This is a genomic window from Mesorhizobium sp. B2-4-17, from assembly GCF_006441275.1.
Lineage (GTDB): Bacteria > Pseudomonadota > Alphaproteobacteria > Rhizobiales > Rhizobiaceae > Mesorhizobium.
This window is the reverse complement of record NZ_VFUX01000021.1, coordinates 54,345-70,377: the sequence shown is the minus strand read 5'-3', so window position 1 is coordinate 70,377 and position 16,033 is coordinate 54,345. Positions and strand designations below refer to the sequence as shown.

At 61.7% G+C, this 16,033-nt stretch carries 17 protein-coding genes; 13 read left to right on the top strand and 4 right to left on the bottom strand.

The annotated features are described in order from the left end of the window. Nucleotides 1-221: 221 nt before the first annotated feature. The gene (locus FJ548_RS17885) at nt 222-1,667 is read right to left on the bottom strand and encodes an XRE family transcriptional regulator (RefSeq protein WP_140778556.1); all 1,446 of its coding nucleotides are present in this window, start codon (nt 1,665-1,667) and stop codon (nt 222-224) included. A 236-nt stretch (nt 1,668-1,903) separates the two neighbouring features. Between FJ548_RS17885 and aceA the strand changes: the two genes are divergently transcribed. From aceA to FJ548_RS17870, 3 genes are all read left to right on the top strand, one after another. Beyond that, a complete protein-coding gene (gene aceA / locus FJ548_RS17880) occupies nt 1,904-3,193 on the top strand; it encodes an isocitrate lyase (protein WP_140610296.1) in 1,290 nt (429 codons plus the stop codon). Nucleotides 3,194-3,250: 57 nt separating this feature from the next. Beyond that, nucleotides 3,251-3,493 carry a hypothetical protein gene (locus tag FJ548_RS17875; protein ID WP_006202762.1) on the top strand — a complete coding sequence of 81 codons (243 nt, stop codon included), beginning with the start codon at nt 3,251-3,253 and terminating at the stop codon, nt 3,491-3,493. Nucleotides 3,494-3,730: 237 nt separating this feature from the next. Beyond that, nucleotides 3,731-4,174: a response regulator gene (locus FJ548_RS17870; RefSeq protein WP_140610297.1), complete on the top strand. Its 444-nt coding sequence runs from the start codon at nt 3,731-3,733 to the stop codon at nt 4,172-4,174. Nucleotides 4,175-4,245: 71 nt separating this feature from the next. On the opposite strand, the gene FJ548_RS17865 is transcribed toward FJ548_RS17870, so the two are convergent. Then, a complete protein-coding gene (locus FJ548_RS17865) occupies nt 4,246-4,953 on the bottom strand; it encodes an HAD family hydrolase (protein ID WP_140610298.1) in 708 nt (235 codons plus the stop codon). An 88-nt stretch (nt 4,954-5,041) separates the two neighbouring features. Here FJ548_RS17865 and FJ548_RS17860 point away from each other — a divergent pair, with 88 nt between their 5' ends. The 8 genes from FJ548_RS17860 (at nt 5,042) to FJ548_RS17825 (ending at nt 11,319) form a co-directional block, all read left to right on the top strand. Further along, the gene (locus FJ548_RS17860) at nt 5,042-5,311 is read left to right on the top strand and encodes a hypothetical protein (protein WP_140610299.1); all 270 of its coding nucleotides are present in this window, start codon (nt 5,042-5,044) and stop codon (nt 5,309-5,311) included. 54 nt (nt 5,312-5,365) lie between these two features. Beyond that, nucleotides 5,366-5,848 (top strand): hypothetical protein, encoded by a 483-nt coding sequence (locus tag FJ548_RS17855; RefSeq protein WP_140778555.1) that lies wholly within the window; start codon nt 5,366-5,368, stop codon nt 5,846-5,848. A 2-nt stretch (nt 5,849-5,850) separates the two neighbouring features. After that, nucleotides 5,851-6,462 (top strand): ATP-grasp fold amidoligase family protein, encoded by a 612-nt coding sequence (locus tag FJ548_RS17850; protein WP_140778554.1) that lies wholly within the window; start codon nt 5,851-5,853, stop codon nt 6,460-6,462. Continuing rightward, on the top strand, nt 6,413-6,808 hold the full coding sequence (locus tag FJ548_RS17845; RefSeq protein ID WP_140778553.1) for a hypothetical protein: 396 nt from the start codon (nt 6,413-6,415) through the stop codon (nt 6,806-6,808). The genes FJ548_RS17850 and FJ548_RS17845 overlap by 50 nt, the downstream gene beginning before the upstream one ends. A 95-nt stretch (nt 6,809-6,903) precedes the next feature. Further along, nucleotides 6,904-8,340, top strand: coding sequence for a glutamine synthetase family protein (locus tag FJ548_RS17840; protein ID WP_181165623.1), 1,437 nt, complete (start codon nt 6,904-6,906; stop codon nt 8,338-8,340). Between the two features lie 40 nt (nt 8,341-8,380). Then, nucleotides 8,381-8,746, top strand: a complete 366-nt coding sequence (locus FJ548_RS17835) for a four helix bundle protein (RefSeq protein ID WP_140610303.1) — start codon at nt 8,381-8,383, stop codon at nt 8,744-8,746. 36 nt (nt 8,747-8,782) lie between these two features. Next, nucleotides 8,783-10,069 carry an FAD-binding oxidoreductase gene (locus FJ548_RS17830; protein ID WP_140778552.1) on the top strand — a complete coding sequence of 429 codons (1,287 nt, stop codon included), beginning with the start codon at nt 8,783-8,785 and terminating at the stop codon, nt 10,067-10,069. A 377-nt stretch (nt 10,070-10,446) separates the two neighbouring features. Next, nucleotides 10,447-11,319: an SH3 domain-containing protein gene (locus FJ548_RS17825; protein WP_181168825.1), complete on the top strand. Its 873-nt coding sequence runs from the start codon at nt 10,447-10,449 to the stop codon at nt 11,317-11,319. Between the two features lie 46 nt (nt 11,320-11,365). Here FJ548_RS17825 and FJ548_RS17820 read toward each other — a convergent pair whose 3' ends face one another. Together FJ548_RS17820 and FJ548_RS17815 are read right to left on the bottom strand one after the other, a co-directional pair. Further along, complete coding sequence (locus FJ548_RS17820; RefSeq protein ID WP_140778551.1) at nt 11,366-12,670, bottom strand: Mur ligase family protein; 1,305 nt, start codon at nt 12,668-12,670, stop codon at nt 11,366-11,368. A gap of 113 nt (nt 12,671-12,783) precedes the next feature. Further along, nucleotides 12,784-13,530, bottom strand: a complete 747-nt coding sequence (locus FJ548_RS17815) for an SDR family oxidoreductase (protein ID WP_140610355.1) — start codon at nt 13,528-13,530, stop codon at nt 12,784-12,786. A gap of 309 nt (nt 13,531-13,839) precedes the next feature. On the opposite strand from FJ548_RS17815, the gene zwf reads away from it, so the two are divergent. Continuing rightward, nucleotides 13,840-15,309: a glucose-6-phosphate dehydrogenase gene (gene zwf, locus FJ548_RS17810; protein WP_140696677.1), complete on the top strand. Its 1,470-nt coding sequence runs from the start codon at nt 13,840-13,842 to the stop codon at nt 15,307-15,309. After that, nucleotides 15,291-16,007 (top strand): 6-phosphogluconolactonase, encoded by a 717-nt coding sequence (pgl, locus tag FJ548_RS17805; protein WP_140696680.1) that lies wholly within the window; start codon nt 15,291-15,293, stop codon nt 16,005-16,007. Before zwf ends, pgl begins: the two co-directional genes overlap by 19 nt. Nucleotides 16,008-16,033 lie beyond the last annotated feature (26 nt).

Below are 16,033 nucleotides of genomic sequence, written 5' to 3'. Positions count from 1 at the left end.
AAGCCGATGCGCTCCTCGCTGCGAGGCGGTCGATGCAACAAGGCTCCGTGATGATGCTGCGTCTGTCATGGGCGCGACTGTCGAGCTTTTGTGGACGGGACGATGCGCAAGGGCCAACAAAATATACTCCGTTCGCGTAACGCAAACGCGTGGGCCGGGCGTGATCCAGAGCCCGGCGACGATTGTGGCACCTCACGACCACTCTATCGGAATCCACCGCGTTACTGGAAGTCGAAGGCACTCAGGCCGGTCACCATGTCGTCGAGGCCGAGCGGACGTGTCACCGGCGGTTCGGCACGCGCCAGACAGCCGACGCGTTCGCAGAGCCGGCAGGCGGGCCCGACAGGCGTCGCCACGACAGTGCCTGGTCCCGACTTCCCGGCAGCCGCGCCGGGCAGTGCCGCGCCATAGACGATGTCGTCGCGAAAGCCGATGTCGCAACCGAGCAGCAGAGCGGTGCGGCGCGGACGCTCGGAGAACGCACTCTGCGGGCCTTCCAGCGTGCGGGCAATGCACAGAAACTCGGCGCCGTCGGGCATTTCCACCGCCTCGACGAAGATCTGGCCCGGCTGGGTGAAGGCGGCATGCACGGGCAGCTTGGGGCAGCCGCCGCCGAAGCGGCTGTGCGGAAAGCCCTGGCTGCCGGCTCTGCGAAAGCGGTTCCCGGCATTGTCGACCTCAAGCATGAAGAACGGCACGCCCGGCGCACCTGGCCGCTGCAGCATGGTGAGCCGGTTCGCCGCCTGCTCGAAGGAGACGCCAAAACGGGAGCGCAGGACGTCGATGTCATAGCGAGCGCGAATGGCGGCAGCGTGAAAGGCCTGATAGGGCATCATCAGCGCATGCGCGGCATAACGGCCGAGCTCGAAACGGGCGAGCCTGCGGGCTTCGTCCGTGCTCAGTTTGAGCGCCTGGATCTCGCCGGCGACCGCGACCGTCATGCGGATCAGGCAGGCCTCCATCGCCACTTCGCGCAACTGGTCGAACGGCGACAGCCGCTCGGACAGGAACAGGCGCTGCGAATGGCGATCATAGCGGCGGCGCCAATTGGGCATGGTGGCGACCGGCAGCACCTTGACCACGATGCCGTATTCGCGCTTCAGCCAGGCCTTGAGCGCACCGAACAGATCGTCACCGGGATCGAGCACCGCAGTGAACGCCTCGGCCTCCTCCTCGAGCGCGGCGAAATGGTTCGGCCGCCGCTCGAAGGTCTCGTGCACCTCGTCGATCGGCAGGCGGGCGCCGGAAAGCGCCGTCGCCCGCCCCTCCCGCGCCAGAAGCTCGTTGAGGTCGGAGAGCCGCTCGGCCTGCTCGCGATAGGCGCGGAACAGTTTTATGACCGCGGCCGAGGCATTGGGCGCCGCCTCCGCAAACTCGATCAGCTCCTGGTCTCCCGGCAATTCGCCGACCAGCAGCGGGTCGGCGAACACCTCCTTCAAGGCCGTGACCGATCCCCTTGCCTCGCCCTGCAGCTCATGCGGGTCGACCTTGTAGACGGATGCCAACTTAAGGATAAGCTGCACCGTCAGCGGCCGCTGGTTGCGCTCGATCAGGTTGAGATAGGAGGGCGAGATGCCGAGCCCCTCGGCCATCGCCGTCTGGGTCAGGCTCTTGGCATTGCGGATGCGGCGGATGCGCGGTCCGGCGAAAATCTTCTGGTCAGCCATCATCCGTCCTTGACAGGATTTTTACACGATACTCGCAACGATCTCACCTTCCTGTTTTTACAATATTGACAAATTTACAGTGCCTTTCTGTCAAACGCAATACAGATTTTCTCTTATGTTTGGCTGAACTTCCCGTTTTTTCTGGCTCATTTTGCGCTGCAATGTAAATTCAGTCACATAGCAGCGCCTCAGAAAATGGCGTTCCGACATCGTGCAGCAATCCTCCGGAGTGATCCATGACTGATTTTTACAACCTCGTTCCATCGGCGCCGGAAGGTCGCTTCGACGGCATCGAACGTCCCTATTCGCCGGAGGACGTGAAGCGGCTGCGCGGTTCGGTGCAGATCCGCCAGAGCCTCGCCGAAATGGGAGCCAACCGGCTGTGGAAGCTCATCCACGAGGAAGACTTCGTCAACGCCCTCGGCGCCATGTCGGGCAACCAGGCCATGCAGCAGGTGCGCGCCGGGCTGAAGGCAATCTACCTGTCAGGTTGGCAGGTCGCCGCCGACGCAAACACCGCCTCGGCGATGTATCCCGACCAGTCGCTTTATCCGGCCAACGCCGCGCCGGAACTCGTCAAGCGCATCAACCGCACGCTGCAGCGCGCCGACCAGATCGAAACCTCCGAAGGCAATGGCCTTTCGGTCGAGACCTGGTTCGCGCCTATTGTCGCTGACGCCGAAGCCGGCTTCGGCGGGCCGCTCAACGCCTTCGAGATCATGAAGGCGTTCATCGAGGCAGGTGCCGCCGGCGTCCACTATGAGGACCAACTGGCGTCGGAAAAGAAGTGCGGCCATCTCGGCGGCAAGGTGCTGATCCCGACGGCAGCGCATATCCGCAACCTCAACGCCGCGCGGCTGGCAGCCGACGTGATGGGCACGCCGACGCTGGTCGTGGCGCGCACCGATGCGGAAGCCGCGAAGCTTCTGACTTCCGACATCGACGAGCGCGACCAGCCCTTCGTCGACTACGACGCCGGGCGCACCGTCGAAGGTTTCTACCAGGTCAGGAACGGCATCGAACCTTGTATCGCGCGGGCCGTCGCCTATGCGCCCCATGCGGACCTGATCTGGTGCGAAACCTCGAAGCCCGACCTGGCACAGGCCAAAAAGTTCGCCGAGGGCGTGCGCAAGCACCATCCGGGCAAGTTGCTGGCCTATAATTGCTCGCCATCGTTCAACTGGAAGAAGAATCTCGACGACGCCACGATCGCCAAGTTCCAGAGGGAGCTCGGCGCCATGGGTTACAAGTTCCAGTTCATCACGCTGGCCGGCTTCCACCAGCTCAACTACGGCATGTTCGAACTGGCGCGCGGCTACAAGGCGAGGCAAATGGCGGCCTATTCCGAACTGCAGGAAGCCGAGTTCGCCGCCGAGGCCAATGGTTACACCGCGACCAAGCACCAGCGCGAGGTCGGCACCGGCTATTTCGATGCGGTGTCGATGGCGATCACCGGCGGCAAGTCGTCGACCACCGCCATGCATGAATCGACCGAGCACGCACAGTTCAAACCGGCCGCGGAATAGCGGATCAGAAAACACCGAGGAAACGCCCAACAGGGCTTCAAGCACAGGAGAAGACCAATGGCATCGATAAGCCGCGTCAAGGAACGGGCGGAAGAGCAATCGACGACGATGAGCGTCGACCAGCAGGCGACGATCCGCATGCTCGCTAACGATCTGCACAGGCTCAACCAGTCGGTGATGAAGGCGGTCGAGGCGGGCGTCTCGGTGGAGCTGGTGCGCTCGGCAAGGCACCATGGCGGCGACGGCAATTGGGGCGATCTGCTGATCCCGGTGATCGTCACACAGCAGAGCCATGGCTGATCGGAAATCGTTCGAACCGACCCTTCACCTGCGCAAAGTGTGCGCAGGTGAATTTTATTTTTACGCAATCAGATTCTGGACAGTTCAGTACAGTACTGTTGCTTGAATCCATTGTTTTCAGGGGCAAACCAGAGGCCTTTTATTTCAACTTGACATGAGCCACGATCTCACGCCAATTGTCCCCAGATTTCAACTCTGCATTGAAATGGGGGCGAACTTGGCCGACTTGGGTGCCCAGTGAATCGTGAGGGCGAGACCACAAAACATCCGAATCAGATTAGCCGGCATTCCAGCGCCGAGACGATCCGCGATCGCTCGCAAGTGCTCGTCGTCGGGAAATCGCCTATCAACCGTGTGGTGGTATCGAAGATTGTCGAGCGTTCCGGGCTCAGACCAATCTCGGAATCGCCCGATACGGCGGCGAGGATCTTGCGGTCGCTCGTACCCGGCGTGATTGTGCTGGACGGCGGCTCCGACAACAAGGACTGCGACAATCTGATGTCCGGCATCGAAACGTTGCGGCGGACTTCGGGGAACTCGCTTCCTCCCGTGATCCTGCTTTCAACCAAGAATGGCACGCCCGAGAGCCTGGGCCTGTCGAGCATCGTCGACGTCGTGGTCGCCAAGCCGATCACGCCTGAGCGGCTGCAGCCGGTGATCGATCGCCTGATCAGCCGGTAGAGCAATTCCTGGGAAAGTGCGCAACGTTTTTCCGTACGGAATTGCGCAAAAACAAAGAGTTGAGGCGGCGATCAGCCCGATTTCCCGATGCTTTCGACCAGTGCGGGCAACAGTCCAAGATCGGCTATCTGACGGAACCGCGGCTCGGCGACGGGCGCCTCGACATGCTCGAGCACCCAGGTCAGTTCGTGCGGCACATGGACACCCCAGCCGCCGGCCTCGATGGCCGGCACCACGTCCGACTTCAGCGAATTGCCGACCATCATGCTCTTTGCGGGACCGTCACCGTGGCGGCTGAAGAGGCGCGCATAGGTCGCGGCACTCTTGTCGCTGACGATCTCGACCGCGTCGAACAGATCGCCAAGGCCGGACCCGGCCAGCTTGCGCTCCTGGTCGAAAAGGTCGCCCTTGGTGATCAGCACGAGGCGGAATGTGCCGGCAAGCTTCTCCACCGTCTCACGCGCGTGCGGCAAAGGCTCGATCGGATGGTTCAGCATCTCACGGCCGGCATCGAGAATTTCCGATATGACCGCAGCCGGCACGCGCCCATCGGTGACCTCGATCGCCGTCTCGATCATCGACAGCGTAAATCCCTTGATGCCGAAACCATAAACGGCAAGGTTGCGCCGTTCGGCCTCGAGCAATCGGGCTGAAATTTGCTTCTCCTCGCCATGATCGGCAAGCATGGCCGCGAAGCGCTTCTCCGTCATGCGGAAGAATTGTTCGTTCTGCCAAAGCGTATCGTCGGCGTCGAAGCCTATCGTGGTCAAGGACTGCATGATCGTGACGGTTCCAGCGTGATGAAGGTGGCGATATGGACGTCGTTATCAGGCGCTGCTAGCAAGAGGAACATAAAGCGTGTGGCACATGCAGAAGGTTGACCTCGAGCGGCTTTTGCAGAGCTTGTGGGACCGCACGCCCACCGAAGTGATCAACAGCATTCGCGACCTCGGCGTCGCCATGGGCCCCGATGCGAGCGAGGCGCTGCTCGACAGCCATCCGGAATTCTTCGCCTACCGACCGGCCCTGACCCAGATTTTCGCCGACATGGTCCATGCGCAGGACGTCGCAGAAATCGCGCAGATGTTGCAGCAGGACCTGCAGAGCGGAGAGTCTTTCGGACAGATCGCGGCATAGAAGACCGACATTGGCGTGCTGTCTTCGAAAGATGCCTACAAACGCCTCGATGAAGTGTTCGATCACGCCAATTTCGATGACTGCCATCGCGCTATCATGGTCGGCTGCGGCGGACGGCCATTTACCATGTTCCGCATTCACGACCAGACAACGGTTCCTGAAATTGTCGGTCTCGACATTGTCCCCGAGGCGGTGGAGACCGCGAACAGGCTCGCGGCGAAGCTGAACTATACGCGCTTGCGTGCGGAGCTTTGCAACGGTTGCCACTATGATTATGGCGCAGCGCAGATCGTCTATGTCGCCAGCATGGTTTCACCAAAGGCCGCCGTTGTGTCGCGCATTGCGGACACCGCGCCGGATGGTGTGCAAATCATTCTGTGGGAGCCCTGTTCCTTCGCCCTGCTCTGGTCGGAAAGCGCCGAACGAGAGCTCGACCCCCGCCTCGAAGTCATCGGTCGCACCAGTATCTCGCGCAACATGACCAGGGACGTGTTCGTGAGACGACGCGCAGCGGTCACGCACGAACCTCAGAGGTAAGCATGCCATCGTTGCGGATGAGCGACCGAGCGATATTGCACCTGGCGAGAGCATGGTGCTTTCTGCGCCATCCAGCGATCTGCATGCGCACATTCAACCATAGCGGCATGTTGCCCCATCCGGCGAGGCCGTCTACCTACGTCGACAAATTCCTGTGGCGCAAGATCTTCGACCACAATCCCTTCTTCGCCACGGCGTGCGACAAGCTCGCTTCGAAGGCATATGCCCTGTCCACATGCCCTGAACTTCGCAGCGCCAAGGTCCTGTGGTCCGGGCGCGATGCGAGAGAGATTCCGTCTGAGCTGCTGGCCGGTGACGTGGTGGTCAAGGCCAATCACGGCTGCCGCTGGAACATCATGATCCGCAACGGTCGCGTGGACAAAGCCAAGCTGACGCGAAGAACATCGCGCTGGATGCGCCGCCGCTATGGCAGGAAGTTCGGCGAGTGGGGCTACAAAGGCGCCGAGCGAAAAGTGTTCGTAGAGGAAATGCTGCTGGAGGACGGCCAGCCGATCCGTCTGGAATACAAATTCCATGTTTCGAACGGCATGACGGCATATGTCTATGCCGCGCGCCGGGATGAACATGGCAACGAAGTGTCATTTCGATCGTGACGGCATCTATGCTCCACCACCTGACGGCAGCGGCAAGCAGTGGGTGCTTATCGACCTGCCGGCCTCATTTGTGCGCATGCGCGCGATCGCCGAAACGCTGACCGCGACATTCGATCATATGCGCTGTGATTTCTATGAGAAGAACGGCGACATCTTCTTTTCCGAATTCTCCGTCTATCCGCTGTCCGGCAAGGGCATCATTAATACCAGGCTCAGAGACTTATGCGGCGAAAAGTGGGATCTGCGTCAATCCTGGTTTCTAACCACGCCGCAGCGCGGATGGCGCAGGCTCTACGCAGCGGCCTTGCGCCGCTGGCTGGAGACCCTGCCCGGCAAGCCCGCATGACGGCGACCTTCCACACCCAGGTCCTTTCACCTGCTCCCCTTCCCTTCCGTCGTGCCGCACGGCTATACTCCGAAATCCGCAACTCAATCTGGTGAATGATGCCGCCTGCAAAAAAGGAAGTCCGTCCGTCGAGCCGCGGAGGACGTGTCCGCACGCCTGCCTTCGTGAAGAGCCAACGTGGCGTCAAGAACTGGAAGGAAGTCAGCGCCTGGCTTGAATGGCGCGGCATCGAGGACATCGAATGCATCACGCCTGACCAGGCTGGGGTCGCACGCGGCAAGATGATGCCGTCGAAGAAATTCACCTCCAACACCTCGCTGGCCCTGCCTTCTGCCGTTTTCATGACGACGATTTCCGGCGGTTATCCCGAGGACGGCAACGGCTTCCACTATCCCGAGGATGACGGCGACCTCAAACTGATGCCCGACCTGTCGACGCTGACGGTGGTGCCTTGGGAGGAGGATCCGACGGCCGCCGTCATCTGTGACCTCGTGCATCAGGATGGCCGCTCGGTGGAGTTCACGCCGCGCAACGTGCTGAAGCGCGTCATTGCCGCCTATGACAAGCTCGGGCTGAAGCCAGTGGTAGCGCCCGAGATCGAATTCTATCTCGTGCGCAAGAATCCGGATCCGGATTATCCGCTGACCCCACCTGTCGGCCGTTCGGGGCGCGCGATCGGCGGCGGCGCCGGCTATTCGATCGCCGGCGTCAACGAATTCGACGAACTGATCGACGACATCTACCATTTCTCCGAAGGACAAGGCCTGGAGATCGATACGCTCATCCATGAAGAGGGTGCGGGCCAACTCGAGATCAACCTGCGCCACGGCGATCCCGTCGAGCTTGCCGACCAAGTGTTCATGTTCAAGCGCACCATTCGCGAGGCGGCGCTGAAACATGAGATCTATGCGACCTTCATGGCCAAGCCGATCCAGGGCCAGCCGGGCTCGGCCATGCATATCCACCAGTCGATCATCGACAAGAAGACGGGCCGGAACATCTTTTCGGCCGAGGACGGCTCGGAAACCGAGGACTTCTTCCATTTCATCGGCGGCATGCAGAAGCATGTGCCGAACGCGCTGGTGATGTTCGCGCCCTATGTCAATTCCTATCGCCGGCTGACACAGGCGGCCTCGGCTCCGGTCAACAACAAGTGGGGCTATGACAACCGCACCACGGCGTTCCGCGTACCGCGTTCCGACCCGGCGGCGCGACGCGTCGAAAACCGCATCCCGTCCTCCGACGCAAATCCTTACCTGGCCCTGGCGGCTTCGCTTGCCTGCGGGCTGATCGGCATCACCAGGAAGATCAAGGCCGAACCGCCGGTGCTGACCACCGCCAATGCCGACGAGATCGACCTGCCGCGCAGCCTGCTCGAAGCCGTCGACCTGTTCGAAAGCGACGAAGAACTCGGCGCGATCCTGGGTAAGTCCTTCGCCGCTACCTACGCCGCGATCAAGCGGGCGGAATTCGAGACCTTCATGGAGGTGATCAGTCCGTGGGAGAGGGAATATCTGCTGCTGAATGTTTAGGGAAATAGGGAGTAAGGCAGTAGGGCAGTAGGGGAAGACTATGGCGAAGATCGAATCTTACAGAGATTTGGTCGTCTGGCAGCAAGCCATGGATCTTGTCGTCTCAATCTACGAAACGACAAAAGCCTGGCCGAAAGAAGAGCTCTATGGATTGACAGCTCAGCTGCGCAGGGCAGCCACTTCCGTGCCTGCCAATATCGCCGGGGGTTATGGGCGAGAAAGCCGAGCTTCCTATCAGCAATTTCTCAGGATTGCGCAGGGATCGCTCAAAGAATTGGAGACCCATTTGCTGATCGCACAGCGCGTCGGAATCACCTCCCATAAGGCAACCGAACCGTTGATGACTCGGAGTGAGAGCGTGGGAACGCTCTTGCGGCTTCTGATCCGCAAATTGTCGCCAGAATAGCTCTACCTACTGCCCTACTGCCCTACTGTGAGCATCATGCCGTACCAATCCCCGATTTCCCCCGGCCGCTCCTGGTATGAGGATACGGTCGGGCCACGGCCTGAATATCCGGCGCTGGACGGTGACCGGAGCTGTGACGTGGTCATCATCGGCGGCGGGTTTACCGGCCTGTCGGCGGCGACGCATCTGGCCAAGGCAGGGACCAATGTCGTCCTGATCGAAGCGTACCGCTTCGGCGACGGCGCGTCCGGGCGCAATGGCGGCCAGCTTGGCACCGGACAGCGCGCCTGGGCCGAGGATCTCGAGGCCGAATACGGCTTGTCCCGCGCCAAGGCGCTGTTCGATCTTGCCGAGGAGGCGAAGGCGCATCTGCTTGAATTCGCCGCCGCCAACCAGATCGAGATCGACTACGTGCCGGGCCAGCTTTCGGTGGCGCACAAGCCGCGCTATGTCGACGACTACAAGGCGCATGCCGAGATCATGGCCAAACGTTTCTCCTACCCGCACATCTCGTTCATGGATGCCAAGGAAACGGCGGAGCGGCTGGGCTCGACCGCCTATTTCGGCGGCACGCGCGATACCGGCACCGGCCATATCCATCCCATGAAGCTGGTGATCGGCACGACCAGGGTGGCGGCAAAGGCCGGCGCGCGGCTCTTCGAAAGGACACCTTCGACCGGCATCATTTCCGCTGGTGGCAAGGTCAAGGTTTCGACGCCGAGAGGTACGGTGAGCGCTCAGAAATGCCTGATCGCCGTTAACGCCTATGGTGGTACGCTCGAGCCGGTAAGCGCCGCACACATCATGCCGATCGGGTCGTTCATCGGCGCGACCGTGCCCTTGGGAGCGGATTCAGAAGTTCTGCCGGGCGGCGAGTCGGTCGATGATTCGCGCTTCGTCGTGCGCTATTTCCGCAAATCGGCGGACGGCCGGCTGCTGTTCGGCGGACGCGAGATTTATGGCGTCAACGACCCAAAGGATATCCACATCCATATCCGCCGTCAGATCGCCGAACTCTATCCGGCGCTGAGCGATGTCGAGATTACCCATGGCTGGGGCGGCTATGTCGGCATCACGATGCCGAGAAAACCATTCGTGCGCGAAGTGATGCCGAATGTGATCTCGGCTGGCGGCTATTCCGGCCATGGCGTCATGCTGTCGAACTTCTTCGGCAAGCTCTACGCCGAGACCGTCGCCGGCAATCGCGACCGGCTGAAACTGATCGAGGACCTGAAAATTCCGCCATTTCCCGGCGGCCGCCGTCTGCGCGCGCCGCTGCTTTTCCTGGCGCTCAACTGGTTTGCGCTGCGCGACAGAATCTGATGCAAATCGCCTGAACGCGGCCCGCTTTGGGAGGAACGACACTCACGAAAATAGGGGCCAAGGGGCGTCGACTGGACCCTTTTCGACGCTGTGCGCTTGGGATCGCCACGGCCCCATGCGATCACGATCTCGTATAATATTGTAATATCCATGTAATATTTGTTGCCCGGGCGGGACATTGCGGAATTCCCGGCAAAAGCGCAGAATCTCTCACAGTGGCGCACTGATGCCACAATCGCGGGCGAAAGGTCCGCATCTGGGCGAATGTTCGGGGATTGTTGCGGGCCTTCCCGCGTTTTTGGGACCGATGCTGATCAAATGCATGATTTGCGGGATTTGATCGAAAGAACACCGGCCCGCTTATGGAGGTGGCAAGAGTGAAAGAGCCCTTCAGTTTCGGTGCTCCGGAACGTCGGCGCTTTGCCATGCAGTTCGGCTATGACATGCGTCCGTCCTTCTGGCAGGAAGTCCGTTCGAATTCGCATCTGGTGATTGCCGCGATCGGCACCGCCGCGCTGCTTGGCGTGGCTGCGGTCGCGCTCTGGCTGGCATTGCCGGCCAGCGAGCGGCAAGCGGTCGCCAGCACTGAACAGACGATTCCGGCCAACCCGGTGAAAACGACGAAGATCGCCCCGTCGGGAACGACGGTGGCCGCGGCAGCGGTGCCGCAGGTGACGCACAAGGCCGATCAGGTTTCGCGGGCCGTGGCTGTCGCCGAGGCCGCCATTCCCGCGCTCGCGGCCAATGACCCTCGCTGGACCGGCTCGCAGGCAAAAACCGTATCGGCTCCCGCCCCGGCTTCAGCCGGTCCGACCGCAGGCAAGACCGAACAGCCGACGGACAAACCCGCCGCCGTGGCGGCGTTTGCTCAACCGTCGGCCGATAACGATGCCGCCACCGAACTGGCCAAGGTTGCCGCGCCGGCACCGGCAGCAGCCAGCAATCCCGATGGCGCACAGACTGCCGCCATTCCGGAGGTTCAGCCGCAAATACCGGAACAGCAGCCGGCGGCCGCCGAGGACAATGGCGGCAAGGACAAGGCCAAGCCGCACAAGGCAGCTGCGGCCGGCACCGGACGAATTCTCCGGCCGGTGACCATGCGCAGCAGTCCGAAGAAGAATGCAGCCGCTATCGTCACGGTGCCCGCCAAGACCTCGGTGCAGGTGATGAGCTGCAAGAAGTGGTGCCAGATCGTCTATAACGGCAAGACCGGCTGGGTCTACAAGAGCTATATCAAGACTGGCGCCTGACGTGCCGGAGCGTCCGGTGACCACGGCCGGCCCGCGGAGACAGGCCCTATCGCACCCTGCCGCCGAACATGCGTCGCAAGCGCTGCCATCTTTTGGCGCGCCTACGTTGCCTGACATAGTCGCCATGCTGCTCAAAAGGAACTTCGTACAGGCCGCAAGTGTCGCAGCCCTCCCGCTTGCCGCAGACGGGAATCCAGCATTTGACATCATACGTCCAGGCGAGCGCGACGCGCTCCAGGTGAAGGTTTGAAGAGCTTTTGAGGAGTATAAGCTCACCCGGCACCGCCGTGCGCTTGATGTGGTCAGAGACTTCCTTCGCCGTGCGAAGCTCGACAAATCGGCCGCTGTCGCGGTCAGCCTGCCCCGCCCCCGAGCGATGGGCATTGTCACCGCTATAGATCACCTGATCGGCGATTTCCCGCGCGGTTTGGTAGGCGTAGGCGTATTTCTTGGTCGAGCCGGAGTAATCCGAAATTTGGCCAAGCACGATGCGTTTTCGGCCAGCACTCGCCTTGGCGATCAAATCCAAGGCAAGATTGATCGAGTGCCAGGGTGCCTTGGCGGCATCGACAACGAATTGCGGACCGCCTTCGGTGACAAGCACGGCACAGCGATTTGCCAATGGCTGGAAAGTCGCCACCTGGGCGGCAACCTTGTCCGGCGGAACGCCGAGTTCGAGCGCCGTCGCCACGGCAGCAGCGGTCGGCAACCAGAAGTGTTCGGCTGGAAATGGCGTTTGAAGTTCAAGTATGCCTCCCCGCCAATGGATCGAAAGCGTCAGCCGATCCGGGTAGGCGGCGTGGATATCTGTCACACGATAATCGGCCAGTTGCGACGTGCCGAAGGTGACGACGCGGCATCTGGCGCCTTCAGCCATGCCGGCCACCAGGGGGTCGTCGGCATTGAGGACGGCAAGGCCGTCCGGCCGCAACGCCTCGACCAATGCACGTTTTTCGACGGCAATGTTTTCCACGGTCCTGAAACTGGCAAAATGCTCAAGGCGAACCATGGTGACGATAGCCACATGCGGCTGCAGCATTTCCGCCATTGGCCGGATCGTATCGATGCCAAAGGCCCCGGCTTCGAAAACGACATAGTCGACCTCGCCCGCTCGCTTCATGCGTTTGTAGAGCGTGCTGACCAGCGACTTGATGGTGTTGGCGAGAACTCGCGCATAGGTCGGTCCATGGGCGGCCAATATATGCCCAAGCAGCGCCGTGACGGTCGATTTTCCCGAACTGCCGGTGACGCCGATGAAGGTCGCCTTGCTTTTCGCGCGGGCGCGCCTTGCCCTGTAGGTCCTGACGCGCTGCCGCAGGTTTTCGCGAACTTTCCGCAATCTCGCGTTCATCGCATCGGCCCCTAGCCTCCGAAAGAACTCTAAGCGGTGGGAACCTCAAGTCAAATCGAAGCCGGTTGCGGTCGAATCGACGATGCCATTGCCTGGCTTGTCGAAGACGCGCTTCAGATGCAGCGGCCGCCATCGACCTCCAGCGCCACGCCGGTGATGAAAGCGGCTTCGTCCGATGCCAACCACAGTGCCGCATTGGCGATATCGAGCGGCGTCGACAGCCGGCCGAGCGGAATCGAGGCGCGGAATGTCTCGCGGATTTCGGGCGTATCGACGCCCATGAACTTCTCCAGCATGCCCGTCTCGCCGGCGACCGGGCAGAGGCAGTTGACGCGGATGTTCTTCGGCGCCAGTTCCACCGCCATAGACTTGGTGGCGGTGATCGCCCAGCCCTTCGAGGCATTGTACCAGGTGAGACCAGGCCGTGGCCGCAGCCCCGCGGTGGAGGCCGTGGTCAGGATGACGCCGCCACCTTGCCGTTCCATGATCGGCACGACCGCAAGGGCGGCATGGTAGATCGCCTTCATGTTGACGGCCGTGATCAGGTCGAAGGTTTCCTCGTCGACCTTGAGCATGTCGCCGTTGCGATGCGTGAATCCGGCATTGTTGACCATGATGTCGATGCGGCCGAAGGCGCTTCTGGCGGCATAGACCATCTCGTCGAATTCAGAGCGCAGCGAAACGTCGGTCTGCGTCCAGATCGCCGCCTCGCCGATCTCGCCGGCGACGCGCTCCGCGCCCTTGGCGTTGAGATCGGCGACAACGACCCTGGCGCCCTCCTCGGCAAAGCGCCTGGCCATGCCTTCGCCAAAGCCCGAGGCCGCGCCGGTGATGACGGCAACCTTGTTTTCCAGACGCATGCTTTTCCCGCTCATTGATGTCCTCGATATCATTCCCCAGCTTGCACAATAGGCTGACGGCCGATGCGGTCCACACCGCGAGATTTCTCCCTTAGCTTTCGTCACATTCACGTTCTATGCTGCAACTGCGAAAGCTTCTGGAGTCTTCGTTCACCGACAAGACTCCGGCTGTCGCCAGTGTCAAGCGCACATGTGGACCCACGCATTATCCTGCGATTGGTCCTGATGTGACACCATGGCACTGGAAAATTTAAATCGATTAGAATATACCAGCCGCGTACTCGCGAGCGGCGTCAAAGCGGACAGACCATGACCAGCCAGATCATCCCCGTCGATCCTTTCGACTTCATCATCTTCGGCGGTACCGGCGACCTGTCGGAGCGCAAGCTTCTGCCGTCGCTCTACTATCGCCAGCGCGACCATCAATTCTCGGAGCCGACGCGCATCATCGGCACGTCGCGCTCGAAGATGAGCGACGAGGAATTCCGGGCCTTTGCCAAGCAGGCGATCTCGGACCATGTGAAGCCAGCAGACATCGACCCGAAGGAACTGGCAACATTCCTGGCCAGGCTAACCTACGTCGCGGCGGACGCGACCAACGGCGCCGGCTTCGACAAGTTGAAAAAGGCGATCGGCGACAGCGATCGCATCCGGGCCTTCTATCTGGCGGTGGCGCCGGCGCTGTTCGGCGATATCTCGCACCAGCTCCAGGAGCACAAGCTGATCACGCCGAACTCGCGCATCGTGCTGGAGAAGCCGATCGGCCGCGACCTTGCCTCGGCGCGCGCGCTCAACGACGCCGTGGGCGACGATTTCCACGAAAGCCAGATCTTCCGCATCGATCACTATCTCGGCAAGGAGACGGTGCAGAACCTGATGGCGCTGCGCTTTGCCAATGCTCTGTACGAGCCTTTGTGGAATTCCGCTCAGATCGACCATGTGCAGATCACCGTCGCCGAGACCGTGGGACTGGAGGACCGCGTCACCTACTACGACAAGGCCGGCGCGCTGCGCGACATGGTGCAGAACCACATGCTGCAGCTCCTGTGCCTGGTTGCCATGGAAACGCCGTCCTCGATGGACGCGGACGCCGTGCGCGACGAGAAGCTGAAGGTGCTGAGGGCGCTCAAACGCATCAACGGCAACGAAGCGCCGAAGCACACGGTACGCGGCCAGTATCGCGCCGGTGCGTCCGCCGGCGGTCCGGTCAAGGGATATGTCGAGGAACTCGGCAAGGACAGCACCACAGAGACCTTCGTCGCCATCAGGGCCGAAATCGGCAACTGGCGATGGGCCGGCGTTCCCTTCTATCTCAGGACCGGCAAGCGGCTGGCGACCCGCGTCTCGGAAATCGTCATCGAATTCAAGCCGATCCCCTATTCGATCTTCGGCGACAGTGCCGGCCCCATCTTCGCCAACCAGCTGGTCATCCGGCTGCAGCCGGACGAAGGCGTCAAGCAGTTCATCATGATCAAGGATCCGGGTCCGGGCGGCATGCGGCTGCGCCAGATCTCGCTCGACATGAGCTTTGCGCAATCCTTCGACGGCCGCGCGCCCGACGCCTATGAGCGGCTGATCATGGATGTCATCCGTGGCAACCAGACGCTGTTCATGCGCCGCGACGAAGTGGAGGCCGCCTGGAAGTGGATCGACCCGATCCAAAATGCCTGGGAAAGCGCCAGGCAGGAGGCGCAAGGCTATACGGCAGGCACCTGGGGCCCGTCGGCCTCGATAGCGCTGATCGAACGTGACGGGCGGACATGGCACGAGAGCAATTGAACAGCACCAGCTACAACTGGAATGCCTTTCCCGATCGCCCGGCGCTGGCGGCGGCACTGGCTGGGCGCGTTGCCGACCGCCTGATCAAGGCGATCGCCGAGCGCGGCGCTGCCTTGCTGGCTGTCTCCGGCGGCACGACGCCGGCAAAATTCTTTGCCGCGCTCTCGGCGGCGCCGATCGCCTGGGACAAGGTGATCGTGACGCTGGTCGACGAGCGTTTCGTGCCGGCCTCCTCGCCCCGCTCCAATGCCGGGCTGGTGGCCGCCAATCTGTTGCAGAACGCGGCCAAAGCGGCGCGTTTCGTGCCGCTCTATCATGAGGCCGCCGGCATCGAGGCTGCGGCGGCATCCGACGATGCGGCATTGCGGTCCCTGCCCTGGCCGCTCGATGTCGTGGTGCTTGGCATGGGGCCGGACGGCCACACCGCCTCGTTCTTTCCCGATGCCGACGATCTGCCGAAGTTGCTCGACCCGGCTACCGACAGGATCATCCTGCCGGTTCACGCGGCAAGTGCCGGCGAGCCACGGCTGACGCTCTCGCTGGCACGCATCATCGATGCCGGCTTCATCGCGCTGCATATAGAGGGCGAGGACAAGCGCACCGCTTTCGACGACGCAGTCGCGACCGAGCCGCGCAAGCCGATACGCGCCGTACTCGATGCCGCTCCCAGACCCGTAGAGGTTTTCTGGACGCCCTGATTTCACGTTTGAAGTGGTCCCGGCAA

Coding starts and splice junctions, on each gene's coding strand:
- FJ548_RS17885 (WP_140778556.1), bottom strand. CDS start 1,667: ATGGCTGACCAGAAGATTTTCGCCGGACCGCGCATCCGCCGCATCCGC.
- aceA (WP_140610296.1), top strand. CDS start 1,904: ATGACTGATTTTTACAACCTCGTTCCATCGGCGCCGGAAGGTCGCTTC.
- FJ548_RS17875 (WP_006202762.1), top strand. CDS start 3,251: ATGGCATCGATAAGCCGCGTCAAGGAACGGGCGGAAGAGCAATCGACG.
- FJ548_RS17865 (WP_140610298.1), bottom strand. CDS start 4,953: ATGCAGTCCTTGACCACGATAGGCTTCGACGCCGACGATACGCTTTGG.
- FJ548_RS17860 (WP_140610299.1), top strand. CDS start 5,042: ATGCAGAAGGTTGACCTCGAGCGGCTTTTGCAGAGCTTGTGGGACCGC.
- FJ548_RS17850 (WP_140778554.1), top strand. CDS start 5,851: ATGCCATCGTTGCGGATGAGCGACCGAGCGATATTGCACCTGGCGAGA.
- FJ548_RS17845 (WP_140778553.1), top strand. CDS start 6,413: ATGCCGCGCGCCGGGATGAACATGGCAACGAAGTGTCATTTCGATCGT.
- FJ548_RS17840 (WP_181165623.1), top strand. CDS start 6,904: ATGATGCCGCCTGCAAAAAAGGAAGTCCGTCCGTCGAGCCGCGGAGGA.
- FJ548_RS17835 (WP_140610303.1), top strand. CDS start 8,381: ATGGCGAAGATCGAATCTTACAGAGATTTGGTCGTCTGGCAGCAAGCC.
- FJ548_RS17830 (WP_140778552.1), top strand. CDS start 8,783: ATGCCGTACCAATCCCCGATTTCCCCCGGCCGCTCCTGGTATGAGGAT.
- FJ548_RS17820 (WP_140778551.1), bottom strand. CDS start 12,670: ATGAACGCGAGATTGCGGAAAGTTCGCGAAAACCTGCGGCAGCGCGTC.
- FJ548_RS17815 (WP_140610355.1), bottom strand. CDS start 13,530: ATGCGTCTGGAAAACAAGGTTGCCGTCATCACCGGCGCGGCCTCGGGC.
- zwf (WP_140696677.1), top strand. CDS start 13,840: ATGACCAGCCAGATCATCCCCGTCGATCCTTTCGACTTCATCATCTTC.
- pgl (WP_140696680.1), top strand. CDS start 15,291: ATGGCACGAGAGCAATTGAACAGCACCAGCTACAACTGGAATGCCTTT.